Raw genomic sequence first — 25,202 nt, 5'->3', positions numbered from 1 at the left:
CGTGGAACGGCCAGTGCGCAGGCCGGAGCAACGTTGCATTATGCAAGACGCGTGCCGTCGATAAGCCGTTCGCCGCGAATAAGGTGAGCGCCTCCGGGATTCAAATTCGGCTGCGATCGGTTCAATGGTGAGGCAATACGGGGGCGAGCGCGCCGGAACAAACGCTGGTCTGGTTGTAAGAAGGGTGATCGGCCAATGCACCGGCGCGCGGACTACACTGAATCACGCTCTGCATTGGAGTCCGCCATGAACGCGATCCGCGCTTCAGTCGTAGTCATATCAGCATTCGCCGTCACATCGGCGTTCGCGCAGCTTCATCCGAGCGCCGAAACCGACATGTACGCGCCGCAAAACAGCACCAAGCTCATGCCGAACGCGCCGCTCGGCAGTCAATACCCGACGCACGGCAACGCGCAGGCCGGCGAGCTCAATCTCAATCCGAGCGATCCGCGCGCGCAGCTCGTCAACGGCCTGCCGAACAACGCCAACAGCGGCGGATACGGTTCGCCGCTCGCCGGCAACAAGGCGAACGTGCCGCGCGGCGAATAAATGACGTGGGTCCGCGCACCGAAAGCGCGCTCACCATTCTCGTTTCGAGAATGGTGATTTGAAATCGACGGGATTCTCCTCATCGCGGCAAGAACCGATACTCGATTCACAGGACGGGACGTCTCCCGGCCATCAACCGAATCAGGGAATCTGCCGTGAAGATCTATCACCATCCGCTGTCCGGGCACTCGCACCGCGCGCGTCTCTTCCTGAATCTGCTGGGCGTCGAACACGAAGAAGCGTTCGTCGATCTCGCCGCCGCCGCGCACAAGACGCCCGACTATCTGAAGCTGAACCGCTTCGGCCAGATTCCCGTGCTCGTCGATGGCGACACGGTCATCGCCGATTCGAACGCGATCCTCGTCTATCTCGCGAAAAAAGCCGGCAACACGAAGTGGCTGCCCGAAACGCCCGCCGAAGCCGCCGCCGTGCAGCGCTGGCTCTCCGTCGCGGCCGGGCAGATCGCGTTCGGTCCCGCCGCCGCGCGTCTCATCACCGTGTTCGGCGCGAAGTTCGACGCGAACGAAGTCATCGCCCGCGCGCACAACGTCCTCAAGGTGCTCGACGCGGAACTGGCGAATCGCGACTGGATCGCCGATATCGACGAGACCGCCGCCGCGCACCCGACCATCGCGGATGTCGCGCTCTACAGCTATATCTCGAGCGCGCCCGAAGGCAACGTCGACCTTTCCGCCTACGCGAACGTGAACGCGTGGCTGAAGCGCGTCGAAGCGCTGAAGGGTTTCGTTCCGTTCCAAAAGACGGCCGCGGGTCTCGCGGCGTAAAGTGAGCGCGGCGGCCGGCTCGCGCCGTGCCGCCGCGCCCGAATCGAAGAGGCATACGATCATGTCCGCTTCCGCGCTTGGCAATGTCAAACAGGTCGCCACGCCCTCGCCGTGGCATCGCGGCGAACTCGCCATTCAGAAGGCTTTCGGCGTCGACGAGCGCATGGACGGCGTCGGCCGGCGCGTCGTGCGCGATTACATGCCGGATCAGCATCGCCAGTTCTTCGGGCAACTGCCGTTCATCGTGGCCGGTTCCGTCGATGAACGCGGCGATCCGTGGGCAACGCTGCTCGCCGGGCATCCCGGCTTCATGCACGCGACCGATGCCAAAACGCTGTCGATGAGCCCCGCCCGCGATCCGCTCGATCCCGCCGACGCCGGCATGCACGATGGCGCGTCGATCGGCCTGCTCGGCATCGAAATGCACACGCGCCGCCGCAATCGGATGAACGGCGTGATTCATCGCGATGGCGCGAACCTCGCGTTCGACGTGGCCGTCGAACAGAGCTTCGGCAATTGCCCGCAGTACATCCAGTTGCGCGATTTCGAGTTCGTGCGCGATCCTTCCTTGCCGTCGCCGGTCGAGCCGCTCGAATCCGACGCCCTTTCGCCGCGCGCAAAAGCGATGATCGCGAACGCGGATACGTTCTTCGTCGCGTCGTATTTCGATCGCGAGGACGGGCATCGGCAAGTGGACGTGTCGCATCGCGGCGGCAAACCGGGTTTCGTGCGTCTGTCGGACGACGGCTCGCTCACGATTCCCGATTTCGCCGGCAATCTCTTCTTCAACACGCTCGGCAACATTCTCGTGAACGCTCGCGCGGGACTCGTGTTCGCGGACTTCGAAACCGGCGACATGCTGCAGCTCGCGGGCGACGCGGAAGTGCTGCTCGACTCGCCCGAAACCGCCGCATTTCAGGGCGCGGAACGGCTGTGGCGCTTCACGCCGCGCCGCATCGTGTATCGCGCCGAGGCGCTGCCCTTGCGATGGAAAGCGCGCAGCGACGGCGCATCGCCCAATTCGCTGATGACCGGCGACTGGACGCAAGTGGCCGAGCGCCTGAAGGCGTCCACGCTCGCGAACGTGTGGCGCGCGTTTCGCGTGAGCAGAATCGTCGATGAGAGCGATGCGATCCGCTCGTTCCATCTCGAACCCGCCGATGGCGCGGGCATCGTTCCGCACAAGGCCGGTCAGCATCTGCCGATGCGCGTGACGCTGCCGGGCGAGGCGAAACCGCAGATTCGCACGTACACGCTGTCGGTCGCGCCGTCGGACGGCGTGTATCGCATCAGCGTGAAGCGCGACGGGCGCGTGTCGGCGCATCTGCACGACACGCTGAAAGCGGGCGACGTCATCGAGGCGCGCGCGCCCGCCGGAGACTTCACGATCGATCCGTTCGAGCAGCGTCCCACCGTGCTGATGGCGGCGGGCGTCGGCATCACGCCGATGCTCGCGATGTTGCGGCACATCGTCTACGAAGGCTTGAGGAAGCGCCGCGTGCGGCCGGTGTGGATGATCGTGTCGGCGCATTCGCTCGCGAGCCGCGCGTTCTCGCGCGAAATCGATGCGCTCGCGCAGAGCGCGGGCGGCGCGGTGACCGTGATCCGCGTGCTCAGCGACACGAACGGCGCGCAAATGGACCGCGATTACGACGTGTCCGGGCGCATCGACATCGATCTGCTGACGAGCCGTCTGCCCTTCAACGACTACGACTTCTATCTGTGCGGGCCGGGCGCGTTCATGCAGTCGATCTACGATGGCCTGCGCGCGCTCAATGTCGCCGATGCGCGCGTGCATGCGGAAGCGTTCGGTCCATCGGCGCTCAAGCGCACGGCGGATCGCGGCGCCGACGTCAAGCCGATGCGTCCCGCCGCGACCGAGTCCGTGAAGATCGAATTCCTGAAGTCGGGCGCGAGCGCGCAATGGCAGCCGGGCAGCGGCACCTTGCTGGAACTCGCCGAAGCGAGCGGTCTGTCGCCCGAGTTCAACTGCCGCGGCGGCACTTGCGGCACATGCCGGACGCGCATCGCGAAAGGCGCGGTGTCGTATGAAAGCGAGCCGGCGTTTCATGTCGGCGATGACGAAGCGCTGATCTGCTGCGCGATGCCCGCCGCCGATGGAGACACGCTCGAACTCGATCTGTAACGATTGTGCCCCGCGCGCATATCCGTGAGAATGCACGGCATCTCAAGCCTGCATGTCTCGTGCTTTCCCATGGACCGTTTACAGGCAATGACGACCTTCGTCACGGTGGTCGAAACCGGCGGCTTCGCATCGGCGGCGCGCAAGCTCGACGTGTCGCCGTCGGTCGTGAGCCGCGTCGTGACGGAACTCGAAGAACATCTCGGCGTGCGCCTGCTCACGCGCACCACACGCGTCGTGCGTCTCACCGACGCCGGCAGCGGCTATTTCGAGGACTGCCGCCGCATTCTCGGCGAAATCGATAACGCCGAACTTTCCGCGACCGGCACGCATTCCTCGCCGCGCGGACTGCTTTCGATCACCGCGCCGGTGATGTTCGGCCGCCTGCACGTCACGCCGATCGTCCTCGATTATCTGGGCCGTTATCCCGAAGCGGACGCAAGCTGCTGGTTCGTCGATCGCGTGGTGAATCTCGTCGATGAAGGCATCGACGTGGCGGTGCGGATTGCGCAATTGCCGGACTCGTCGTTGCAGGCGATCAACGTCGGGCGCGTGCGGCGCGTGCTGTGCGCCTCGCCCGCTTATCTCGCGAAGCACGGCACGCCACGTCATCCGGACGATCTCGCAGAGCATGTCGTGATTGCGTCGACGGGTTCGTCGACGCCCCCGGAATGGCGTCTCTCCGACGGCGAGCGGCAGTTTCTCGTGCGCTCGCATCCTCGCCTGACGACGACCACCAACGACTCGGCCATCGCCGCCGCGCTCGCGGATTTCGGCATCGCGCGGCTCCTGTCGTATCAGATCGCGCAACACGTTGCCGACGGGCGTCTCGCAATCGTGCTGCCGGAGTTCGAGACGCCGCCCCTGCCGATCCATCTCGTGCATCGCGAAGGGCGTCACGTCACGCAGAAAGTCCGCGCATTTCTCGACCTCGCCGTGACGACGCTGCGCGCGAACGAATCGTTGCGCTGAGCGCGTTAAACAAACACGTCTTCGGTGACAAATCGTCCATCGCTCGCCGAATCGAACGGCCGTTAGCACGACTGCCGTGCAAAATGCCGGCAAAACATGCAACATAGCTGTCTCGAACGATCGCTTCGATCGCCGCGCTTTCGGCTTATCTGACCCTTACCGGCTCACGCACCATGACGAATCCAACTTCTCCCGTGAATGAACGCCCGCTCGACATGATCATCTTCGGCGGCGGCGGAGACCTGGCGGCGCGCAAGCTGCTGCCGGCGCTCTACATGGCGCACACGCACTGCAACCTGCCCGCGGACACGCGCATTCTCGCCATCGGCCGCAAGGACTGGACGCGCGAGGATTACCTCAAGAATTTCATGGAAGAGCAGGCGCGCCCTTTCATCGATTCCAAGGTTTTCGATGCCCAGTCGTGGGACAAATTTCTCGCGCTCTTCGATTACGTGCGCATCGACGTCGAGAATCCCGGCGATTTCGAGCGTCTCGCACAGGCCGTGCGTCCTGGCTCGCAGCGCGTGCTGTATCTGTCGACGTCGCCGGAACTGTTCGTGACGATCTGCACCAACCTCGATAACGCCGGCATTCTCGACGAAAACGCCCGCGTCGTGCTTGAAAAGCCGCTCGGCCACGATCTCGCATCGGCGCGCGCCATCAACGATGCGGTCGGCAAGCACTTCAAGGAAGAGCAGATCTATCGCATCGACCATTATCTCGGCAAGGAAACCGTGCAGAACCTGATGGTGCTGCGCTTCGGCAACGCGATCTTCGGCCCGCTGTGGCAGGCGCCGTACATCAAGAGCGTGCAGATCACGGTGTCGGAGACGGTGGGCGTCGGCAGCCGCGCGGGCTTCTACGATCACACCGGCGCATTGCGCGACATGGTGCAGAACCACTTGCTGCAACTGCTTTGCATTGTCGCGATGGAGCCGCCCGTCTCGCTCGATCCGGACGCCGTGCGCGACGAAAAGCTGAAGGTGCTGAAGTCGCTGCGGCCGATGACCGTCGCCGATATCGCACGCGACACCGTGCGCGGCCAGTACACGGCGGGCGCGGTCGGCGGCGAGGCGGTGAAGGGTTATCTCGAAGAGCAGAACGTGCCCGCCGACAGCCGCGCGGAAACCTTCGTGGCGCTGCGCGCGCATATCAACAACTGGCGCTGGGCCAACGTGCCGTTCTTCCTGCGCACGGGCAAGCGCATGCAGAATCGCCGCTCGGAGATCGTCATCGACTTCGCGGACCTGCCGTTCTCGATCATCCCCGAAGGCCCGCGTCATTACGGCAACCGCCTGACGATCACGCTGCAGCCGGAAGAATCGATCCAACTCCAGATGATGGCGAAGGAACCCGGCAGCGGCATGCACATGCAGCCCGTCACGCTCAATCTCGACCTGCAGCAGGCCATGACGCAGCGGCGCGCGGAAGCGTACGAGCGCTTGCTCATCGACGTGATTCGCGGCCGCCTCACGCACTTCATGCGGCGCGACGAACTGGAAGCCGCATGGACCTGGGTGGAGCCGATTCTCAACGGCTGGAAGGAACTCGGCGACCGTCCGCGCGGTTATACGGCGGGAACGTTCGGCCCGGCCGCTTCGAGCGCGTTGATGGCGCGCGAGAATCTCGCCTGGGCGGAAGAAGCCTGATTCACCGCATCGCGGCGTGCGGCCCCCGTTTCGAGGCCCACGCCGCGCCCGCGGCCATCACCGCGGACAACACCACGATGCCCGCGAGAATGCCTTCGAGCCGCATCAGCGCGGGCATCGGGTCCGACGACCAATGGTGGTCCTGCACGAACACCATGATGAACGCGATGCTGAACTGCCGTCCGACATAGCTCGCGCCCTGCGTGCCCGTCTGCACATGACAGCCGATCCACACGCCCACGCATAGCGCGATCATGCAGGCGAACGCGTTGTCGCCGAGTAGCGGCAACAGCGCGAGACTCGCCGCGCCCGCCAGCAGACAGCCGATGAAACGCTGAATCATGCGCTCGGCGATCGGCTTTCGCGTCGGCTTGCCGAGCGCCGATGTCGGCAAGATCAGCACGGCAACCGCCGTCACCATCGCCTGCGCGAAGCCCGGCAGATTCCACGCATACGCGATCGCCGCGAGGATCATCACCGACCATGCGCCTTGCCACGCGAGCCGCTTGCGCATCGCGAGCGCGGTCTGCTCGGCGCGCGCGAGGTGCGTCGCGTCGAGCGCCTGCACGGCGCGGGCGGCATCGGAAGGAATGACGGTGACGGTTTGCGCGTTGACGCCATCGACGCGATCCACGGTGGATGCCGCCTGCGCGCGCGGCACCGGCGGCGCGCCGCGCGACTTGCGATAGTGCTGCACGCCCGCATGCACAAGCGCCGACACGGCCACGCACGCGGCCGTCCCGACCATCACTTCGGCGACGCGCAAGAGCGCAAACGACGCCGTCGCCGCCGCGGATTCGAGCCGATGCGCCTCGAACGTGACCATGAGCGAGGTCACGCCGCCGAGCACCCACGCGTAGCCCGCATCGGAAACGAGCGCCCGATACACCGACATCCCGACGATCGCCCCGAGCAGCGGCACGAAGAGCCACGGCACGTCGCCGATGATCGGCCCGGCGACCGCGCCGATCAGCGCGCCGGCGATCGTCCCGACCACGCGATGCACGCCGCGTTGCGCGCACGCCGAGAATTTCGACTGCATCACCGCGAAGCCGCTGATCGCGGCCCACCAGATGTTGCTCAAATGGAAAGCGTAGGCGAGCGCGACGGCAAGTCCGACGGAAAGCATCGCCTGCGTGGCGAAGAGCGCACGGGCGGGCGTCGGCCTGATCGCGACGAGTTCGCGCCCGAGCGCGGCGAAGGCGTCGCGGACGATGTGGACGAACGCGGCTGCGGCGGTTTCGTGCGGGATCGGGCGGGCGCTTCGGGAAGAATCGTCGGTCGGCATCGTTCTCGCGATTGTTCGGACGTCTGGCTTGAGCGTAGCCGCCGATCGTCCGGATGCAAAGCCGAACCGCGAAAGTGCGGCAAATCCGCTACACGCGCGAAGTGAGCAGACGCAGGCCCGCCGCGCCGAACACGAGCGCGAGACATGCATCGAGGCCGCGCTGGATGCGTTTGTACATGCGCCGCGCGGAGGCCATCGAGAAGAGCGCGGCATAGCCGCCGAACACGCATACGCCGATGCAGAGGCACCCCGCGACGACGACGAGCATGTGTCCCGGCCCTTCCCCCGCCGACGATCCGAGCGCCGCCACGGACATCCACACGAGAATCGCTTTCGGATTCGTGAGATGCAGAAGTGCGCCGCGCGCGTAGAGCCTGCGCGCGCTCTGCCCTTGCGCATCCGCCGACGAAGCGCGCAGCGGCGGCTTCAACGCCGCGCGTCCCGACTTGAACGCGAGCCACAACAGATACAGCCCGCCGCAGATCTTCACGCCGACGAGAAAGCCCGAGTACGCCGTCAGCGCGGCGGAGAGGCCGAGCGCGGCGAGCATCGCCCAGAAGAAGGAGCCGGACATCACGCCCGCCGCGAACGCGAAGGCCGCGCGCCGCCCGGACGTGCTCGCGATCGACATGATCGCGAGATTGCTCGGCCCGGGACTCGCGGTGCCGACGAAATACGCCGAATAAGCGATGAGCAGATTCGCGCTGAGCAAGGCGTGGCCGTTCATGGCGTGTGCGTCTCCGGTTCGGGTTTCGGGCAGTGTCGTCGAAGGCAGACGCGCGCGTCCATGAACGCTTCGCATTTTTGCGGGCAGGCCAGTTCCTTGCGCACGCACTCGCCGGTGCTATCTTTGAATGCGCACAAGCCCCTCTCACAAGGACACATCATGGCGAAAGTACTGGTTCTCTATTATTCGATGTACGGCCACGTAGAAACGATGGCGCAAGCGATAGCCGAAGGCGCGCGCGGCGTCGCGGGCACGGAAGTCACGCTCAAACGCGTGCCCGAAACGATTCCCGCCGATCAGGCCGCGAAGATCGGCGTGAAGCTCGATCAGCAGGCGCCGGTCGCGACCGTCGACGAACTCGCCGACTACGACGCGATCATCTTCGGCACGCCGACGCGCTTCGGCAACATGGCCGGCCAGATGCGCACGTTTCTCGATCAGACGGGCGGGCTCTGGGTGAAAGGCGCGCTCGTCGGCAAGATCGGCAGCGTGTTTTCATCGACGGCTTCGCAACACGGCGGACAGGAAACCACGATCACATCGTTCCATACGACGCTGCTGCATCACGGCATGGTGATCGTCGGCGTGCCGTATGCGTGCGCGGGACTCACGAACATGAGCGAGGTGTCCGGCGGCACGCCCTACGGCGCGACGACGCTCGCTTCGTCCGACGGCAGCCGTCAGCCATCGCAGAACGAACTCGATATCGCGCGTTATCAGGGCAAGCACGTCGCCGAGCTGGCCGCGAAGCTCGCCGCTTAAGCGACGCTCACGCCTCGACGTCGAGCTTCACTTCGTACAGCGACTTGCCGTTGAGGTCGTGCAGCGAGACCGTCAGCGCGCGGCTCGCGGGATCGATCTTCGCTCGGCCATAGAACTGCTGCATGGCCGCGGGCGAACGGTTCTGCGGATTGTCCTTCGGCACGCTGACATAGCGCAGTTCGGGACCGAACGTCATGTCGAGATCGTTCGGGCCGAACGTGCCCGCGTTGATCGGCCCGCCGACGAATTCCCAGAACGGCTTGAACTCCGTGAACTTCGCGCGCGACGGATCGTAGTGCGTCGCCTGCGCGTAGTGCACGTCCGCCGTAATCCACACGACGTTCCTGATGTCTTCCTGCTTGATGAAGCGCAGGATGTCGGCAAGCTCCAGTTCGCGGCCGGACGGCGCGCCGTTGTCCGCGTTGGCCCATGCCTCGAAGGTGCCTTTGGGCACATCGGGGTTCGCATCGGGCACGACGAGCGAGATCGGCATGTCGCTCGCAATCACCTTCCACGTCGCGCGCGATGCCTTGAGCGATGCCTTCAGCCACGCGGTCTGCTGCGAGCCGAGAAATGCCGAATCCGCGTCGAGACGCGTTTGCGTGTTCGGCGAGTTCGCGCCGCGATACGAACGCTCGTCGAGCATGAACACATCGAGCAGCGGCCCGAACTGAAAGCCGCGATACACCTGTTCCGGATCGAGCTGATTGATGCGATACGGGTTGTACTCGAACATCGCCTGCTTCGCGCGCGCTTCGAGCAGGTTGATCGAACGCGTCTGATAACGCTTCTCCGCTTCGCCGATCACTTGTCCCGGATACCAGTTGTTGCGCACTTCGTGATCGTCCCATTGCACGAGGAACGGCACTTCGGCTGCGAAGCGGCGCTTGTTTTTATCGAGCTGGTTATAGGCGAACGCCGCGCGATAGTCGTCGAGCGTCTGCGCGACATGCGACTTCCCTTCGGTCACGATGTTCGTCCACATCGTGCCGTCGGGCAATTTCACTTCCGGTTCGATCACGCTGTCCGCATAGATCTGATCGCCCTGATGGATGAAGAAATCCGGCGCTTCGCGACGCATCGCTTCATAGATGCGATAGCCGCCGAAGCGCTCGTTGATGCCCCAGCCCTGCCCCGCTTCATCGCCGGAAAATACGAAGCAGATCGGCTTCTCCGCTTCGATCGATGCCGTGCGCAGACGTCCCGTCACCGGCTCGCTGTAGGCTTTGCCATCGACGAGATCGGCGAAGCGCACGCGATAGAACACATCGGCGCCGGGCGGCAGGCCGGTCAGATCGACGCGCGCCGTGAAACCGCTGCTTTCGAGCGCGGCCGGTCCGATGCGCCGTTGAATCGTCCTGAAGCTTTCGCTCGCCGAATACTCGACGATCATGCGCGCGGGCCGGTCCGTGCGGCTCCAGACGATGCCGCTCGTCGCGGTGACGTCGCCGCTCATCACGCCGCTGGGTAGTTGCGGACGCAACTTGTCGGCGGTGACGACGGCGGGCGCGACGCCTTGCGCGAGGGCATCGGCGAGACCCGCGCCTGTCAGGGCGAGGCCCGTGCCGGAAACGAGGCCCTTCAGCAAGGTGCGTCGGGACGGTTTGATGATGCGATCCGGCATGGCGAGCTTCCTCTCGAACTGAATGATGGGGTTGTGCGCTGCGTCGAATCGACGATGGTAAAGCGTAACGGTGTCGCTTTTGTTTCAACGCTCGCTTCATTACCCGCGCGGTTCGATGCGATCAGCACGCGGCGATTGCTGTGGCGGCTCACGGCATCGGCCACGCGTTCTTCCCAGAAACGCCAGTGCGTGGCTTTCGCGCGGCCTATCACGATGAGATCCGCGTCGAACTCGCGCGCCGCCTGCGCGATCGTGCGCGCGAGCGTCGTGCCGCCCGGCAGGTCCATCGTCACGCACATGCCGTTGATGCTCGATGCGCGTATCGCCTGAAGCGTGCGCTTCTCGACTTCGCGCGCGAGGTCGTCGACCTGCGCGAGCGCCACGCCGAAGTCGTATTGCGCGGACGATATCACCCAGAACGGCGCGCGGTCCACGACATGAAGCGCCGTGAGGCGCGCGTTGCATTCGCGGGCCCGCGCGATGCCGAGCGCAAGCGCTGCATGGCTGCCATCCGGTCCCACTGCGACGAGAACGTGTTGTTGCATGATGTCGTCTCCGGTTGAGTGTCGCGCGGTTCAGTGCATGCGCCACGCGCGCTTCACTGCATCGATCACGGCGGCTTCCGTGCAACTCATGACGCCATCCGCGACCACCGCCGATTCGCACAGCGTGAGCACATCGCGTCGCACGCGCTCGTCGGATACGTCCTGCGCGAGCTGATGCACGACATGCGGGTCGACGCGGCACACGTCGTCCCATGTGAGATACGAGCATCGCGTGAGATCCTCGCAAACCTCGCGCACGACGTCGTGCAACTCGCCCGCATGAAGCCCGAGCCGCGCATAGAAGCCGCGCCGTTCGAGCGCTTCGATTTCCGCACTGCCGATATGCCCGTCCGCGATCAGCGACATCACGACGATGCGCGCGGCCGCGCGAGGACTGTCCGATGGATAGTGGCGCATGGCATTACTCCTTCGATGAAACGTCGTCAATGAAAGGCAGTGCGATGGTTTCGATCAGGACCGCGCCGCCCGGATGCCTTGCATCGTAGGCGCGGACAATGAGCGTCGAATGAGCGTGCGATGTCTGCGCGAGCCGCACAGCGGCGCCGAAAAAGCGTTGGCCTTGGCACGACAGTTCGCATCTCCGCGCGCCTGCTACTCCCGTTCTGTGCGCCTTGCCACACAAGGCTTTCGCGCGCGCGATGCACCGACTGGCATGGCGGATGCATAAGGCCTGCCGTCGCGTCATGACTGCCTGCCACTGTTTGACGCGACCGGGCCGACGCCTCGCGCGCCGGCCCGTTTCTTCCGGCGCCGCGACGATGGTTCCGGCGGCACGCGCAGGCGCCAAGGAGATCGACATGAACAGCTTCGACGACGCCTTCGAAGCGCTGATCGGCAGCGAAGGCGGCTACTCATTCCATCCGGCGGACCCGGGCGGCGAAACGATGTGGGGCGTGACGGCGCGCGTCGCACGCGGCTATGGCTATGCGGGCGCGATGAAGGACTTGCCGCTCGATCTCGCGAAGCGCATCGCGAAGCAGAAGTACTGGGACCCGCTGCATCTCGACGAATTCGATCCGCGCGTCGCGTTCCAGATCTTCGATGCCAACTACAACGGCGGGCTCGTCGTGCTGTGGATGCAGAAGGCATCGGGCGCAAAGGAAGACGGCAAGTTCGGCCCCGATACCGTCGATGCCGTGAAAGCCGCCGATCCGATGCGCTTCGTCCTGCGCTTCATCGCCTATCGATTGCGTTATCTGAAGGGCCTGCATGCATGGCCGACGTTCAGCCGCGGCTGGACCGAGCGCATGGCGACGAATCTTCTTTTGGGAGCAGCATGATGGACTGGTCGAAAGTGGCGGCAACCATCGGCGCGAAGGCGCCTCTTCTCGCGGGTCTCATCGGCGGGCCCGTCGGGCTTGGCGTCAGCACGGCGGCCGCGATCATCTCCCATGCGCTCGGGACGCCTAACGATCCGGATATCGTCGCGACCGCGCTCAACGATCCCGCCGCGCTCGACAAGATCAGCCAGGCCGAAAACGCGAACTCGTTGCAGTTGCAACAACTCGTGGTGGCGGCGGCGCAGGCGCGTCTGTCGTTCGAAGCGGACATGGCGCGCATCTCGGCGGGCGACCGCGCCGATGCGCGCGCAATGGGCATCGCGAACAGGGACTGGGTGCCCAAGTTCCTCGCGATGGCCGTGACCGGCGGCTTCTTCGGCATTCTGCTGCTGATGGCGTTGCGCGCGTTGCCCGAGGCGAATCGCGATCTCGTGAACGTCGTGGTCGGCGCGCTCGGGACCGCGTGGATCAGCATCATCGGGTATTACTTCGGGACGTCGGCGGGCTCGATGCGCAAGACCGAACTGCTCGCGCAACCGAGCGTGCCGATCACGCCCGAAACGGCGGTGACGTTGCGCGATCCGGCGCCCGCGTCGGGCGCGAACGGCGATAGCGCGCATCGCGCATTCGTGCCGGGCGGGCAAGGCCCGATCTTCACGGGCGCGTCGTGAGCGTCATCGTGTCAGAGCTCAGTTGGTCGTGCAACGCGCATGTTGACCGGCGATGTCTGCGCATAAACCGGCGCTGAGCCGACTCCGAGTGAAAGCGCGGTGGCGACCGTTGCTGCCGACAGACTGAGAAGCCGTTTCGCGTCGAACTGAGTCATGTCGATTCCCCTTTCCTTGTGTCGATATCCGCTTGGCGTTGCGAACGCTGGTCGCTGCAACCGTGGGGGGAATGTGGAGCTGGGGAATTAGGTAAAAGTGAGGATGATGCGGTCTGATCCCGAAAACGCTCACCTTTGCGTCATAGGCGATTCAGAAATTACCTTTAAACAAGGGCTGCGAGCGCCATTCGACACGCATTCCCGAAAATCCTCACCTTTGCGCGATCTCGCCGCGGTCAGATCACGTTCAACATCGACAACGCCGTCTCCTGCAACGGCGGCAGCACGCGGGCAAGCGCTGCCTCGGCGGTTTCCTTTCCGATCGGCATGTTCGCCGACAACGCCGCGACCACTTCGCCGTGCCGGTTCTTCATCGGCACCGCGATGCCGCGCACGCCCATCTGCAATTGCTGCTCGATCGCGACGTAGCCATCCACGCGCGCCTGCCTGATCTTCTCGTATAGCTTTTCCTTGTTCGTGATCGTGAGCGGCGTGAAGGGCTTGAACTCGGTCGCTTCGAGCCAGCCGCGCACCGATGCCTCGTCCATATACGCGAGCATTGCGATGCCGCCCGACATCAGCGCGGCCGGCACGCGCGCGCCGAGCACGAAGCCGGTCGTCATCACGCGCGTCGAACCATTGCGCGCGATGATCACGAGGTCCCAGTCATCGAGCACGCTGACATACACCGACTCGTGAATCAGCGCGCTCAATTGCTGCAGATAAGGCTGCACAATCCGCGGCAGCCGCGCCGACTCGAAATACGACCAGCCCATGCGCAGCACGCGCGGCGTGAGATTGAAGAGCTTGCCGTCGGTCTGCACGTAACCGAGATGCGCAAGCGTCAGCAGATAACGCCGCGCCGCCGTGCGCGTGAGGCCGGTGCGCGCCGCGGCTTGCGTCGGCGTCATGCGCGCGTGCTGATCGTCGAAGGCTTCGAGAATCGCCAGTCCCTTCTCCAGTCCGGCGATCCAGTCGCGCTTGTCGAGTTCCGGTTTAGTCATGCTTGCATGCTTGTTTAGTTATGGATGGGCCGATGTTTCGGCGCTCCATCAAAGTCAATTGCTAGTGCTAACCCCCAAAGTGATCGATTATCGGACACGCGCGTGCGATAATCGCGCAAAATTTATCATAAATCGTTGATCGAAAGGGGTTGCGCTTTTATTCTCCAATCACTTTCAGAGCGCGCGTATTGCGACAAACCAAAACGCTCCGCCGCTCGGCCAGATTCCAGGCTCAACTCCATAAACCCATTGTTCGGAGACATCTCTATGGCTAGCCCTAAGGAAGACGCGCACGGCGGCCGCCAGGCGAAAAAAGCGACCGCGAGCGGCTGGATCGGCTCGGCGCTGGAGTATTACGACTTCTTCATTTACGCCCAGGCTGCTGCACTCATTTTCCCGCAGTTGTTCTTCCCGTCGGGCAATCCGAAGGTGGCGATCATCGCGTCGCTCGCGACCTACGGCGTCGGCTACGTGGCGCGTCCCATCGGCGCATTCGTGCTCGGCCATCTGGGCGATACGCACGGCCGCAAGAACGTGCTGCTCGTCTGCATGTTCCTGATGGGTATCTCGACGATGGCTGTCGGCCTGCTGCCGACGTATCACCAGATCGGCATGGCCGCGCCCGCGCTGCTCGTCGTGTTGCGCCTGCTTCAAGGCTTCGCGGTGGCCGGTGAAATCTCCGGTGCAAGCTCGATGATTCTCGAGCACGCGCCGTTCGGCCGACGCGGCTACTACGCGAGCTTCACGCTGCAAGGCGTGCAGGCCGGCCAGATTCTCGCGGCCGCCGTTTTCCTGCCGCTCGCCACGTTCATGCCGGAAGACATGTTCAACTCGTGGGGCTGGCGTGTGCCGTTCCTGCTGTCGGCCTTCGTGCTGGTCGCGGGCTACATCATCCGTAAGGAAGTGCATGAAACGCCCGCGTTCACGTCCGAGGAATCGCATGGCGGTGTGCCGAAGTCGCCGATCAAGGAAGCGTTCGCCAACAGCACGCCCGACATGATCCGCGTCGTCTGCATGGCGCTGATGAACGTGATTCCCGTGGTCGCGACGATCTTCGGTGCGGCGTATGCGGTGCAGTCTTCCTACGGCATCGGCTTCCACAAGAGCGTGTATCTGTGGATTCCGGTCGTCGGCAACATCGTCGCGGTGCTGGTGATTCCGTTCGTCGGCAATCTGTCGGACAAGATCGGCCGTCGCCCGATGATGATCGGCGGCTCGCTCATCTCCGGTCTGCTGGCCTTCGCGTATCTCTACGCGATCAGCATCCATAGCGTGCCGCTCGCGTTCCTGATGTCGCTGCTGATGTGGGGTGTCGTGTATCAAGGCTATAACGCGATCTTCCCGAGCTTCTATCCGGAACTCTTCCCGACCCGTTCGCGCGTTTCGGCGATGGCGATCTCGCAGAACATCGGCACGACGATCACCGCGCTGTTGCCCGCACTCTTCGCGGCCGTTGCGCCGCCGGGGTCGGACAACATTCCGCTGACGGTCGGCGCCATTGCCTTCGGCGTGACGATCATCGCGGCGATCGCGGCTTACTCGGCGCGTGAGACGTATCGCATCCGCCTGAGCGATCTCGGCAAGAAGGACGCCGTGCCGATGAGCCAGCAAGAATACGAGCGCCTGCGCGCCGATTCGATCTCCGTGGACAAGGTCGCGAAAGCGCACCACGCATAAGTTGACCGTGTTGGAGTGATCTTCCGGGCCCTTCGGGGCCCGTTTTTTTGCGTGACGCGATAACATGAATGCCTTCTCATCCATGACGCGGAGGCATGAATGGCCGGCTTCAACGAACGCATCCTCAACGGCATCAGCGTGTTCGCTGCGATCGTCGATGCAGGCACGTTCGCCGCGGCGAGCGATCGGCTCGGCATGTCGCAGCCCGGCGTGAGCCGCGCGATCGCGCGTCTCGAAGCGCGTCTGAAGATTCGTCTTTTCGATCGCACGACGCGCAGCGTTTCGCTCACCGACGATGGCCGGCGGTTCTTCGAGCACGTCATGCCGCATCTCGCGGGACTGGAGGAAGCGGCGGCCACGGCATCCGAAGGCGCGACGGCGGTGCGCGGCCGCTTGCGCGTGAACGTCGATCCGATCTTCTCGCGGCTTCTGCTCGGCCCGAAGCTCGACGCGTTTCTGAAGGCGCATCCCGATCTGCAACTCGAACTCATCACGAGCGACCGTCTCGGCGACATGATCGCGGATGGTTTCGATCTCGCCGTGCGCTTCGGCGAGCCGCGCGATTCGAGTCTCGTCGCGCGCAAGCTGCTCGATACGCCGGTGCGGACCGTCGCCGCGCCGTCGTATATCAAGCGATGCGGCACGCCCGCTACCCCGCAGGCGCTCGCAGACGGCACGCATACGTGCATCGAGTTTCGCGATCCCGAAACGGGACGGCCGTTCGCGTGGGAGTTTCATCGCAAGAAGAAGCGCATCACGGTGGAAACGCACGGCCGTCTCACGCTCAACGATCCCGGCACGATGCTGAGCACGCTGCTCTCAGGCTATGGCGTCGCGCAGATTCTGCTGCTGGGTCACGAACATCTGATCGCCGATGCCAAGCTCATCGACCTCTTCCCCGACTGGCCCGACGAGCGCTTTCCGCTGTATGCGTTTTATCCGTCGCGGCATCATCCGCCGGCGAAGACGCGCGCGTTTCTCGATCTCGTCATCGCGCTGACGGGAGGCGTCAACGCAAACTCTTCTCGAACCAGTGATGCGCGTAAGCCTCGTCGCTGAACGGCGCGACCTCGACATAGCCGGATCGCCGATACAGGCCGATCGCTTCCCCGAGCGCCTTGTTCGTCTCCAGACGCACGGCTTTCGCTCCGTTCTTCGACGCGAGCCGTTCGGCCTCTTCGAGCAGCCGACGTCCGACGCCGAGTCCGCGTGCGCCGGCGCTCACCCACATGCGCTTCAACTCGGCCGGCGACGCGCCGTGGAACTTGAGCGCGACGCAGCCTATCGCCGCGCCGCGCAGCCTCGCAACGATCAGCGCGCCCTGCGGCGCCGTCAATTCGCGCGCATCGGCGGACAGGCTGACGGACGGATCGAAGCCCGCTTCGAAGCGCGCGTTCAACTCCGCGAAGTATTGGTCGATGCACCATTGCGCATCCTCGCTCGTCGGGTCTTCGATCGCGAAGCGCATCAGCGAAGGTTGCAGCAAGCGCTCGACTTCGGCCATCGCCGCGATCAGCCGCTTGCGCTGCGCATCGTTCAACGGCGCGAGCATGCCCCCCGCGACCGCGTCCGATAACCTTTCGAGTTCTTCACGTTCGGCGCAGCCCGCATCGGTGAGGCTCGCGCGGCGCACGCGGCGGTCATCGGGACGAGACTCGACCGCGACGAGACCTTGTCGCTGCAGCGCGGCGAGCGTGCGGCTCACGTAACCCGAATCGAGACCGAGACGCTCGCGCAACACGCGAAGATCGACGCCCTGCGCACCGATTTCCCAGATGAGCCGTGATTCGCCCATCGGACGGCCGCGCCCGAGAAAATGCTCGTTGAGCGCACCGATGCCCTCGGCAACGGTGCGATTGAAGCTGCGAATCTGGCTGATGTCGGTCGGGATCATATCTCTGACTCTAGTCAGAGGATCGCCCGGCGTCAATCAATGTGCTTGGGTCTCGGCTTCCACGCGCGTTTTCTCCCGGCGCCACGTCGCGGGCGGCTTGCCGACGAGGCGCTTGAACGCACGAATGAACGCCGCTTCGGATGCATAGCCGACGTCCTGCGCGACCGCTGCGATCGTCGCGTTCGTGTTGCGCAGCAGTCCGGCCGCGACCTGCATGCGCCAGTTGACGAGGTACTGCATCGGCGGCAAGCCGATGATCTCGCTGAAGCGCTCGTGCAACGCCGAACGCGAGAGGCCCACGCGCTCGCCCAGTTCTTCGACGGTCCACTCGTGCGCGGGCGCATCGTGCATGACGGCGAGCGCGCGCCCGACGAATCGGTCGCGCAGGCCCGCGAGCCAGCCGCGGCTTTCATCGGGCAGTACATCGACGTAACGGCGCACGGCATCGACGAACATCATCTCGCTCATGCGTTCGAGCATCGCTTCGCCGCCCGGCCGCTTGTGACGCGATTCGACGACGGCCTGCTGCATGAAGTGATTAATCCAGCCCTGCGCGCCCGATTCCTTCAGATGCAAGAGGCGCGGCAACGTCGCGATCAGCGGATTGAACGGACGCAGATCGCAGCCGAGAAAGCCGCATACGAGCATCGTTTCATACGCGTCGTCGGGGCGTCGATTGTTGCGCGCCTCGACCGCGTCGTAGGTCAGCGTGAAGGGCAGCTGATCGATCTTCATCGAGAACGGATCGATATCCGCTTCGGCGCGAATGCCCGGCGCGCTCGAAATTACATGCGCGTCGCCGTGCGGAAACACGATGATGTCGCCGCTCGCAAGACGCACCGGCGCTTCGCCGACGAGCGCGCCCCAGCAGTTGCCGTGCGTCACGACGTGATACTCCATCACATGCTCGCAATCCGGCATGACGATGCTCGCGATGTCGCGCGCGGGCGGCGCTTCGGCCGCCCAGCTTCGATTGCCGCTCACGTGAAAGAACAGCGCGCCGCGCAAGCGCACGGTGCGCAGCACGTCGGACAGGATGTCGAGACTCATGGCGTCTCCCGGTGATCGTAAGCATCGCAAAGCGGACGAACGGACAATTCGCGGCGACTTGCGGACAGGCGTCGAAGCGATGGTAACGGGATACTGCATCTGCCCGCTATCAGGGCGACGCTCGACACATCATCCGGAACTGGAGAACGAACCATGCATGCGTTGAATACATCCGCGGTCTGCGACGAGCCGGCCAAATCACAGCAACCCGATTTCGCCGCGATTAAGGCCCGCCAGCAAGCCACCTGGGCGAGTGGCGACTTCGCGGTGATCGGCACGACATTGCAGATCGTCGGCGAGATGCTTGCCGAATCGATCGATGTGCGCGCCGGCGAGCGCGTGCTCGATATGGCCGCCGGCAACGGCAATGCGACGCTCGCCGCCGCGCGACGTTTTGCCCGCGTGACATCGACCGATTACGTTCCGGCGCTGCTCGAAAAAGGCCGTGCGCGCGCGCAAGCCGAAGGACTCGCGATCGACTTCGAGGTCGCCGATGCCGAGAACCTGCCCTTCGACGACGGCAGCTTCGATGTGGTGCTGTCGACATTCGGCGCGATGTTCACGCCGGATCACAGGCGCTCGGCGAGCGAAATGCTGCGCGTGGCGAAGAGCGGCGGACGCATCGGCATGGCGAACTGGACGCCCGAGGGTTTCATCGGCCAGTTGTTCAAGACCATCGGCGCTTACGTGCCGCCGCCCGCGGGGCTGCAATCGCCCGCGCTTTGGGGCACCGAGCCGCATCTCGTCGCGCTCTTCGGCGCCGAGGCAGCTGATATTCGTTGCGTACGCAAGTACTTCAACATGCGCTATGAATCGCCGGCGCACTGGATACAGGTGTTCCGCGATTTCTACGGGCCCGTGCATCGCGCGTTCGCGGCGCTCGATGCAGCGAAGCAGGCCGATCTCGAACGCGAGATCGGCGGCCTGCTCGAACGCTGCAATGTTGCGGGACCGTCTTCGCTCGTCGTGCCGAGCGAATACATGGAAGTGGTGATCGTCAGGCGTTGACGAGATGCGCTCGCGCGCGAATCACAGCGTGACGGGCTTGCCGCTGCGCGCGCTTGCGATGATCGCGGCGAGCGTCGCGGCATTGTCGAGACTCACTTGCGCGTAGTACTCGATGGCAGCGGCATCGTGCGTTGCGACCATGCGCGCGAAGCTTTCCGCCGCGAAGAAGAAGCCGCTTCCGGTGTCCGACTCGACCGTCTCGAACGGCACCGAATTCGGAATGCCGCGACGCACGCGCATTTGGCTCGGCAGATAGCCGTATTGATCGCCCGCCGTCTGCGCGCTCGTGTGATTCAGATATTCGGTGTCGATCGTGCCCTGCGTGCCGATGATCGTCGCGTGCCGATGATTCGCCGCATCCATCGAGCACGAGACTTGCGCGCGGCGGCCATCGGCGTAGATGAGCGTCGCCATGAGGCTGATGTCGACGTTGCTGTCGGCCCATGTCGCGATTGCATCGACGCGTTGCGGCGCGCTGCCCATCACGAGACGAATGAGGCTCAGCGGATAACTCCCCGCATCGAGCAGCGCGCCGCCGCCGAGCTCGGGCTTCATGCGGATGTTTGCGCCGGGATTGCCGACGGTGAAGCCGAAGTTCGCCTGAATCGCGCGCACGTCGCCGATCGCGCCTTCGCCGATTAGCGCCATCATCGTCGCGGTCTGCGGCTGGAAATAGTATGGGAACGCTTCGAGCAGCAGCACGCCATTGCGATCGGCGGCCTCGAACATGCGCGCGGCTTCGTCGCGATCCAGCGCGAGCGGCTTCTCGCACAGGATGTGCTTGCCGTGATCCGCGGCCTTGATCGCCCATTCGGCATGCAGGCTGTTGGGCAGCGGAATGTAAACCGCGTCGATGTCCGGGCTCGCAAGCAGCGCGTCGTAGCTGCCGAACCATTTTTCGATGCCGTTTGCTTGCGCGAAGGCTTGCGCATTCTCGTCGCTGCGGCTCGCGACCGCGACGACGCGCACGCGCTCGCTCGGTCTCACGTCACGCGTGAATTGTCTGGCGATGTTCGCGCCACCGAGAATGCCGAGGCGCAGGACGGACGATGCTTGAGTGGATGACAAGGCGGGCTCCTGAATTTGTACCAAATGGTTCACCGCGTCAAAGGTAACACAATCGCGTGCTTCAAGGCATGCACTTGTCGGGACGAACTTTCGTGCCGCGCCGGTCCGCCGGGACGTGGCAATTGTCCACGCGTTGATCGTCGCTGGCCTTGTCGCCGAGACGTTCCTTCAAGGTCTTCGGTTCCGGTGCGGCGGACGAAGCCGCAACGGGCGCTTCCGCTGCGTCCGTTGCAAGCGCGGCGCCGGTCCACGCGAGACAAGCGCATAGAAGAACGAGTGTCTTCATGACAGACCGCCATGAAAGATGAAACGAGCAGCTTCGCCGCGCGGCGAGCGCACGACGCCCCGCTTCTTGCGGTTTCATTCAGGCATGCATTCCGCTGACGACATCCTTCGCGCGCGCCGCCGACGCAACCGGACACAAGCCGCGCACCGCGACGATCAGACCGCTCGCGTCATCGCGGTTCCTGACGTCGAGCGTCGCGTGATGCCGTTGCGCGACGCGCAGCGCGATTGCGAGACCGAGCCCGCTGCCGTGTCCCGACGTCCCGACGCAACGATAAAAGCGGTCGCATACGCGATCGATCTCGTCCGGCGGAATGCCGGGGCCGGAGTCCAGCACGGTGAGCGCGATGCCATCCGCTTGGCGCCGCAAGGTCACGTCGACGCGCCCACCGTGCGGCGTGTGACGGATCGCGTTATCGAGCAGGTTGTTCACGAGGACGGCGAGCGCGTGCGTGTCGCCCATGATCGTGAACGGATCGTGATCGTCCAGCGCATGTTCGAGTTCCAGGCCGAGGTCGATCGATCGTGCTTCGGCCAGCAACGAGAAATCGCTCACGCGGAGTTCGCAGAGCGTGCGCAGGCTCATCGGCGCGATGGCCGCTTCGCGCGCGGCGTCTTCGCGCGCCATGCTGAGTAGCTGCTGCGCGAGATGGATGAGGCGATTCAACCGGCCGTCGATCTTCGCGAGCGTCGCGGCATCGACCTGAAGCGAGCCATCGCCGATTGCGCCCTGGATTTGCAGCTTGAGCGCGGTGAGCGGCGTGCGCAGTTCGTGCGCGGCATCGGCGACGAACGTGCGCTGCGCCTGCGATGCCTCCGAGAGACGCGCGAGCAGGCCATTCAACGCATCGACGAGAGGACGCAGCTCATCGGGCATCGGCTTGTGGAAGACGACGGGCTCGAGCGATTCCGGCGAGCGCGCGACGAGCGATTGCGACAGCCAGCGCACCGGCGAAAGCCCGCGCGCGACGACGAGAAGCACGATCACGACGATCACCGGAATCAGCAATGCGAGCGGCCAGATCGTGCGCAATGCGAGCGCCATGGCGAGATCGTCGCGGATGAAATAAGGCTGCGCGACCTGCACGAAGCGATCCGGCTGCGCGACGCCGAACGCGCGCCAGCGATACCCTTCCCGCTCCGCCGATTCGAAACCGTCGCCGAAACGCGGCAACGCGGGCTCGCGCGGCGAGTGATAGATGAGGCGGCCCGTCCGATCCCAGATGTCGATGACGAGCCGGTCGTCCGCGATGCCGTGCAGTTCGGGATTGCGGCCCTCTGCAACGTCGTCGGCGGTGATGTTATGCGGCAGCGAGAGCGCGACGGTGCGCAGTTCGTAGTCGAAGAGTTCGCCGGCTTCGAGGCGCGCGGCGTCGAATATGCCGACGCCCGCAATCAGGCACGCGATGCCAAGGCTGCAGATGAGCCAGCCGAGCAGCCATCGGCGGATCGTTGTCATCCGATCCTCTTCAATCGATAACCGACGCCGCGCACCGTCACGATCTCATCCGCGCCGATCTTGCGCCGCAAGCTGTGAACGTGGACTTCGATCGCGTTGCTGCCCACTTCCTCGCCCCAGCCGTACAGTTTTTCTTCGAGCTCGGGGCGGCGAAATACGCGCGACGGCTCTTCGATCAGCGCCTGCAGCAGCGCGAACTCGCGCGGCACGAGATTGAGCGCGACGCCGCCCTTGGTCGCCTCGTGCGCGGCCGGATTGAGCGTCAGCTCGCCGTGCGAGTACACCGGATGCTTGTGTCCGGTGCGGCGTCTCAACAATGCGCGGACGCGAGCCGCGAGCTCGTCGAGATCGAAGGGCTTCATCAGATAGTCGTCCGCGCCGGCGTCGAGGCCGCGGATGCGGTCATCGACGGCATCGCGCGCCGTCAGGATCATCACGGGCGCGTCGCCGCCGTTCTTGCGATACGTGGCGAGCACGTCGAGGCCGTCGCGCTTGGGCAGGTTCAGGTCCAGCAGCACGAGGTCGTACACGCCGTTGCCGAGCGACAGCTCCGCGGCCCGTCCGTCCTGCGCCCAATCCACCGTGTAGCCGGCGCGGCGCAACGCGGCGAGCACGGTCTCCGCGATCATCTCGTCGTCCTCCACCAATAACAGGCGCATGCACTTTCTCCAGGCTCAACAGGTCGCCGCCGATTGTCCGGCTTGCATGCTTAAGCGCCACTTAAGCTTTGCGCGCAGCCGCACATTATGTCCCCGATAACGCCTTGCGGCGCCGGCGGCTTAAGCATCGCATAAGGTTTGTCCACGCACTATACGTCGAGCGCGCCGATTCGCGGCCGTGCGGCCCCGGAGATGCCGATGCGAGCGTCCACTGTCGTTTCCCTGCGTGCGAACGCCGTGCTGATCGCATTGTGCGTCGCGGCATCGGATGCGGCGTGGCTCGCGGTCTGCGGTTGCACGGGCCATGTGCATGCGCTCGAAACCACGACGATGCGTCTCGCGACGCTCGGGAGCGCGGCAGGCATCGTCTTCATCGTGCGACGCATCGCCAAGCTCGAATTCGATGCGGCCAGAGCCGCAAGGCGCATCGCCTGGACCACCGACAGATTCGTCATCGACGGAACCTGTCCCGGCGCCTGGCTCGTGCAGCTCCATGTGGAGCTTCATCCCGACGGCTCACGGTCGAGCGCCGCGCACGCGTGTCCCCACGCAGCGGCGTCCAGCAGAGTGCCACGCGGTCGGGCGTGACCTCGGAATCGCGCCCGACCTCCTTCGACCCGGCTCATGAGCCGGGTTTTTTTTGTCCGCGAATATTTACCGCGTCTCGCACTACACATTGCTTTCGCTCGCATTTCAATGTCCATTCGTTCGCTTACCTAAGCATCCCCGTCTGTATCGTGCGCGGCGCGTGCGCGAGTTCGCGTGGGGCGGCATCGCAATCGTGTTGCTGCGCGTGGCGGAACCGCGGCGCGCGAGCGAATTGGCGCGCGATCGCGGCTAAAGGTGAGGCTTTTCGGGAGCGCGATTTTTCTTGCGAAAGTTGCAGATCGCAACTAAATTAGAGGCATTTGGTTGCGCCTCGCAACCGATGGAGAGGACATGGACTTCATCGACACACCCGTTCAATCGCGCGACAAAACCATTCTCGAACTGCGCGAATTCTCGCGCAAGCTCGTGCGCGAACTGGGCTTCATGCGCAACACGCTGGCCGACAGCGGACTCGCGCCTTCGGCGGTTCACGCGATCATCGAGATCGGGGCGACGCCCGGCATTCAGGCGCGCGACATCGCGCAAATTCTGCGGCTCGACAAATCCAACGCCAGCCGGCAGATCGCGCGGCTCGAAGCGGCGGGGCTTGTCACGCGGCAGACATCGAGCGAAGACGCGCGTTCGTCCGAGCTGTATCTCACGGCGAACGGACAGAAGCTGCGCAGAAAGATCGACAAGTTCGCGACCGATCAGGTTTCCGACGCGCTGCGCCGCATGGTGCCCGAAGATCAGCAGACGCTCGTGCGCTCGCTCGCGCTCTACGCCGATGCGCTCGCCCACGGTCACGAACACAAGATCGATCACAGGACGCCGCATGCCGCGCATACGGAAAGCGCGCGCATCGTCGAGGGATACCGGCCCGGCTGCATCGGCGATGTGGCGAGCCTGCACGCGCGTTTCTACGCGCATCACGCGGGCTTCGGCGTGTTCTTCGAGCGCAGGGTCGCGACGGAATTGGCCGCATTCGCGGAAAGTCTGCCGGTCGAAGGCCGCGCGTTGTGGCTCGTGATGGAAGGCGAGCGCACGCTCGGCTCGCTCGCGATCGATGGCGATCTCACCACGCGCGTCGCGCATCTGCGCTGGTTCATCGTCGACGATTCGTTGCGGGGCAGCGGCATAGGCAGGCAATTGATGGCGCGCGCGATGAGCTTCGTCGACGCGCACTACGACGAAACGTATCTCTGGACCTTCAAGAGCCTGGACGCCGCGCGGCACTTGTACGAATCGTTCGGATTCACGTTGAGCGATGAAGCCGAAGGCACGCAATGGGGCACATCCGTGATCGAGCAGCGCTTCACGCGGCACGCGGCGCGCTGAT

Annotated in this window: 27 protein-coding genes; 13 read left to right on the top strand and 14 right to left on the bottom strand. The window is 64.5% G+C overall.

What is annotated here, in order from left to right:
- Positions 1 to 246 precede the first annotated feature (246 nt).
- The 5 genes from QCE49_RS25555 (at position 247) to zwf (ending at position 6,098) form a co-directional block, all read left to right on the top strand.
- Positions 247 to 549 (top strand): hypothetical protein, encoded by a 303-nt coding sequence (locus QCE49_RS25555; RefSeq protein ID WP_008354251.1) that lies wholly within the window; start codon positions 247 to 249, stop codon positions 547 to 549.
- A 155-nt stretch (positions 550 to 704) separates the two neighbouring features.
- Positions 705 to 1,334, top strand: a complete 630-nt coding sequence (locus QCE49_RS25550; protein ID WP_008354250.1) for a glutathione S-transferase family protein — start codon at positions 705 to 707, stop codon at positions 1,332 to 1,334.
- 61 nt (positions 1,335 to 1,395) lie between these two features.
- The gene (locus QCE49_RS25545; protein WP_250457934.1) at positions 1,396 to 3,480 is read left to right on the top strand and encodes a pyridoxamine 5'-phosphate oxidase family protein; all 2,085 of its coding nucleotides are present in this window, start codon (positions 1,396 to 1,398) and stop codon (positions 3,478 to 3,480) included.
- 69 nt (positions 3,481 to 3,549) lie between these two features.
- Complete coding sequence (locus QCE49_RS25540; RefSeq protein WP_008354248.1) at positions 3,550 to 4,449, top strand: LysR family transcriptional regulator; 900 nt, start codon at positions 3,550 to 3,552, stop codon at positions 4,447 to 4,449.
- A 173-nt stretch (positions 4,450 to 4,622) separates the two neighbouring features.
- Positions 4,623 to 6,098: a glucose-6-phosphate dehydrogenase gene (zwf, locus tag QCE49_RS25535; protein WP_033535836.1), complete on the top strand. Its 1,476-nt coding sequence runs from the start codon at positions 4,623 to 4,625 to the stop codon at positions 6,096 to 6,098.
- Between the two features lies 1 nt (position 6,099).
- On the opposite strand, the gene QCE49_RS25530 is transcribed toward zwf, so the two are convergent.
- A complete protein-coding gene (locus QCE49_RS25530) occupies positions 6,100 to 7,386 on the bottom strand; it encodes an FUSC family protein (protein ID WP_175982347.1) in 1,287 nt (428 codons plus the stop codon).
- 88 nt (positions 7,387 to 7,474) lie between these two features.
- Positions 7,475 to 8,113, bottom strand: coding sequence for a LysE family translocator (locus tag QCE49_RS25525; protein WP_175982348.1), 639 nt, complete (start codon positions 8,111 to 8,113; stop codon positions 7,475 to 7,477).
- Between the two features lie 159 nt (positions 8,114 to 8,272).
- On the opposite strand from QCE49_RS25525, the gene wrbA reads away from it, so the two are divergent.
- Positions 8,273 to 8,875, top strand: a complete 603-nt coding sequence (gene wrbA / locus QCE49_RS25520) for an NAD(P)H:quinone oxidoreductase (RefSeq protein ID WP_008354244.1) — start codon at positions 8,273 to 8,275, stop codon at positions 8,873 to 8,875.
- Positions 8,876 to 8,882: 7 nt separating this feature from the next.
- Here wrbA and QCE49_RS25515 read toward each other — a convergent pair whose 3' ends face one another.
- From QCE49_RS25515 to QCE49_RS25500, 4 genes are read right to left on the bottom strand one after another with little or no spacing between them, the layout of a single operon-like run.
- Entirely contained in the window at positions 8,883 to 10,499 is a 1,617-nt protein-coding gene (locus tag QCE49_RS25515) for an alkaline phosphatase (protein ID WP_250457932.1), read from the bottom strand.
- Positions 10,457 to 11,044 carry a universal stress protein gene (locus QCE49_RS25510; RefSeq protein ID WP_250457931.1) on the bottom strand — a complete coding sequence of 196 codons (588 nt, stop codon included), beginning with the start codon at positions 11,042 to 11,044 and terminating at the stop codon, positions 10,457 to 10,459. The genes QCE49_RS25515 and QCE49_RS25510 overlap by 43 nt, the downstream gene beginning before the upstream one ends.
- 30 nt (positions 11,045 to 11,074) lie before the next feature.
- Complete coding sequence (locus QCE49_RS25505; protein ID WP_008354241.1) at positions 11,075 to 11,461, bottom strand: TerB family tellurite resistance protein; 387 nt, start codon at positions 11,459 to 11,461, stop codon at positions 11,075 to 11,077.
- Positions 11,462 to 11,465: 4 nt separating this feature from the next.
- The gene (locus tag QCE49_RS25500) at positions 11,466 to 11,864 is read right to left on the bottom strand and encodes a hypothetical protein (protein ID WP_250457930.1); all 399 of its coding nucleotides are present in this window, start codon (positions 11,862 to 11,864) and stop codon (positions 11,466 to 11,468) included.
- Between QCE49_RS25500 and QCE49_RS25495 the strand changes: the two genes are divergently transcribed.
- Both QCE49_RS25495 and QCE49_RS25490 read left to right on the top strand, forming a co-directional pair.
- Positions 11,863 to 12,345 (top strand): glycoside hydrolase family 108 protein, encoded by a 483-nt coding sequence (locus QCE49_RS25495; RefSeq protein WP_008354240.1) that lies wholly within the window; start codon positions 11,863 to 11,865, stop codon positions 12,343 to 12,345. The two genes, QCE49_RS25500 and QCE49_RS25495, sit on opposite strands and share 2 nt — an antisense overlap.
- Positions 12,345 to 13,016 carry a hypothetical protein gene (locus tag QCE49_RS25490; RefSeq protein ID WP_008354239.1) on the top strand — a complete coding sequence of 224 codons (672 nt, stop codon included), beginning with the start codon at positions 12,345 to 12,347 and terminating at the stop codon, positions 13,014 to 13,016. Before QCE49_RS25495 ends, QCE49_RS25490 begins: the two co-directional genes overlap by 1 nt.
- A gap of 11 nt (positions 13,017 to 13,027) precedes the next feature.
- Here QCE49_RS25490 and QCE49_RS25485 read toward each other — a convergent pair whose 3' ends face one another.
- Positions 13,028 to 13,171: a hypothetical protein gene (locus tag QCE49_RS25485; RefSeq protein ID WP_160172899.1), complete on the bottom strand. Its 144-nt coding sequence runs from the start codon at positions 13,169 to 13,171 to the stop codon at positions 13,028 to 13,030.
- A 236-nt stretch (positions 13,172 to 13,407) separates the two neighbouring features.
- Positions 13,408 to 14,175: an IclR family transcriptional regulator C-terminal domain-containing protein gene (locus QCE49_RS25480; protein ID WP_008354238.1), complete on the bottom strand. Its 768-nt coding sequence runs from the start codon at positions 14,173 to 14,175 to the stop codon at positions 13,408 to 13,410.
- 267 nt (positions 14,176 to 14,442) lie between these two features.
- Between QCE49_RS25480 and QCE49_RS25475 the strand changes: the two genes are divergently transcribed.
- Entirely contained in the window at positions 14,443 to 15,852 is a 1,410-nt protein-coding gene (locus QCE49_RS25475) for an MFS transporter (protein WP_008354237.1), read from the top strand.
- Between the two features lie 99 nt (positions 15,853 to 15,951).
- Positions 15,952 to 16,911 (top strand): LysR family transcriptional regulator, encoded by a 960-nt coding sequence (locus QCE49_RS25470; protein WP_008354235.1) that lies wholly within the window; start codon positions 15,952 to 15,954, stop codon positions 16,909 to 16,911.
- Here the strand turns inward: QCE49_RS25470 and QCE49_RS25465 are convergent.
- Positions 16,862 to 17,746 carry a bifunctional helix-turn-helix transcriptional regulator/GNAT family N-acetyltransferase gene (locus tag QCE49_RS25465; RefSeq protein ID WP_250457928.1) on the bottom strand — a complete coding sequence of 295 codons (885 nt, stop codon included), beginning with the start codon at positions 17,744 to 17,746 and terminating at the stop codon, positions 16,862 to 16,864. The genes QCE49_RS25470 and QCE49_RS25465 overlap by 50 nt on opposite strands.
- A 36-nt stretch (positions 17,747 to 17,782) precedes the next feature.
- On the bottom strand, positions 17,783 to 18,796 hold the full coding sequence (locus QCE49_RS25460) for an AraC family transcriptional regulator (RefSeq protein ID WP_250436292.1): 1,014 nt from the start codon (positions 18,794 to 18,796) through the stop codon (positions 17,783 to 17,785).
- Between the two features lie 153 nt (positions 18,797 to 18,949).
- On the opposite strand from QCE49_RS25460, the gene QCE49_RS25455 reads away from it, so the two are divergent.
- A complete protein-coding gene (locus QCE49_RS25455) occupies positions 18,950 to 19,804 on the top strand; it encodes a class I SAM-dependent methyltransferase (RefSeq protein WP_250457926.1) in 855 nt (284 codons plus the stop codon).
- A gap of 21 nt (positions 19,805 to 19,825) precedes the next feature.
- Here the strand turns inward: QCE49_RS25455 and QCE49_RS25450 are convergent, their stop codons facing one another.
- The 4 genes from QCE49_RS25450 to QCE49_RS25435 form a co-directional block, all read right to left on the bottom strand.
- Entirely contained in the window at positions 19,826 to 20,872 is a 1,047-nt protein-coding gene (locus QCE49_RS25450; protein WP_175982354.1) for a Gfo/Idh/MocA family protein, read from the bottom strand.
- 61 nt (positions 20,873 to 20,933) lie between these two features.
- The gene (locus QCE49_RS25445) at positions 20,934 to 21,158 is read right to left on the bottom strand and encodes a hypothetical protein (protein ID WP_239295342.1); all 225 of its coding nucleotides are present in this window, start codon (positions 21,156 to 21,158) and stop codon (positions 20,934 to 20,936) included.
- 78 nt (positions 21,159 to 21,236) lie between these two features.
- Positions 21,237 to 22,616 (bottom strand): ATP-binding protein, encoded by a 1,380-nt coding sequence (locus QCE49_RS25440; protein WP_008354229.1) that lies wholly within the window; start codon positions 22,614 to 22,616, stop codon positions 21,237 to 21,239.
- Positions 22,613 to 23,275, bottom strand: coding sequence for a response regulator (locus tag QCE49_RS25435; RefSeq protein ID WP_008354227.1), 663 nt, complete (start codon positions 23,273 to 23,275; stop codon positions 22,613 to 22,615). The genes QCE49_RS25440 and QCE49_RS25435 overlap by 4 nt, the downstream gene beginning before the upstream one ends.
- A 198-nt stretch (positions 23,276 to 23,473) precedes the next feature.
- Between QCE49_RS25435 and QCE49_RS25430 the strand changes: the two genes are divergently transcribed.
- Positions 23,474 to 23,863 carry a hypothetical protein gene (locus QCE49_RS25430; protein WP_175982357.1) on the top strand — a complete coding sequence of 130 codons (390 nt, stop codon included), beginning with the start codon at positions 23,474 to 23,476 and terminating at the stop codon, positions 23,861 to 23,863.
- Positions 23,864 to 24,214: 351 nt separating this feature from the next.
- Positions 24,215 to 25,201, top strand: a complete 987-nt coding sequence (locus tag QCE49_RS25425) for a helix-turn-helix domain-containing GNAT family N-acetyltransferase (RefSeq protein WP_175982358.1) — start codon at positions 24,215 to 24,217, stop codon at positions 25,199 to 25,201.
- Position 25,202: the final 1 nt, after the last annotated feature.

Origin of the sequence: Caballeronia sp. LZ008 (assembly GCF_031451435.1) — a bacterium.
GTDB lineage: Bacteria > Pseudomonadota > Gammaproteobacteria > Burkholderiales > Burkholderiaceae > Caballeronia > Caballeronia zhejiangensis.
This window is presented reverse-complemented; position numbering and strand designations above follow the sequence as displayed.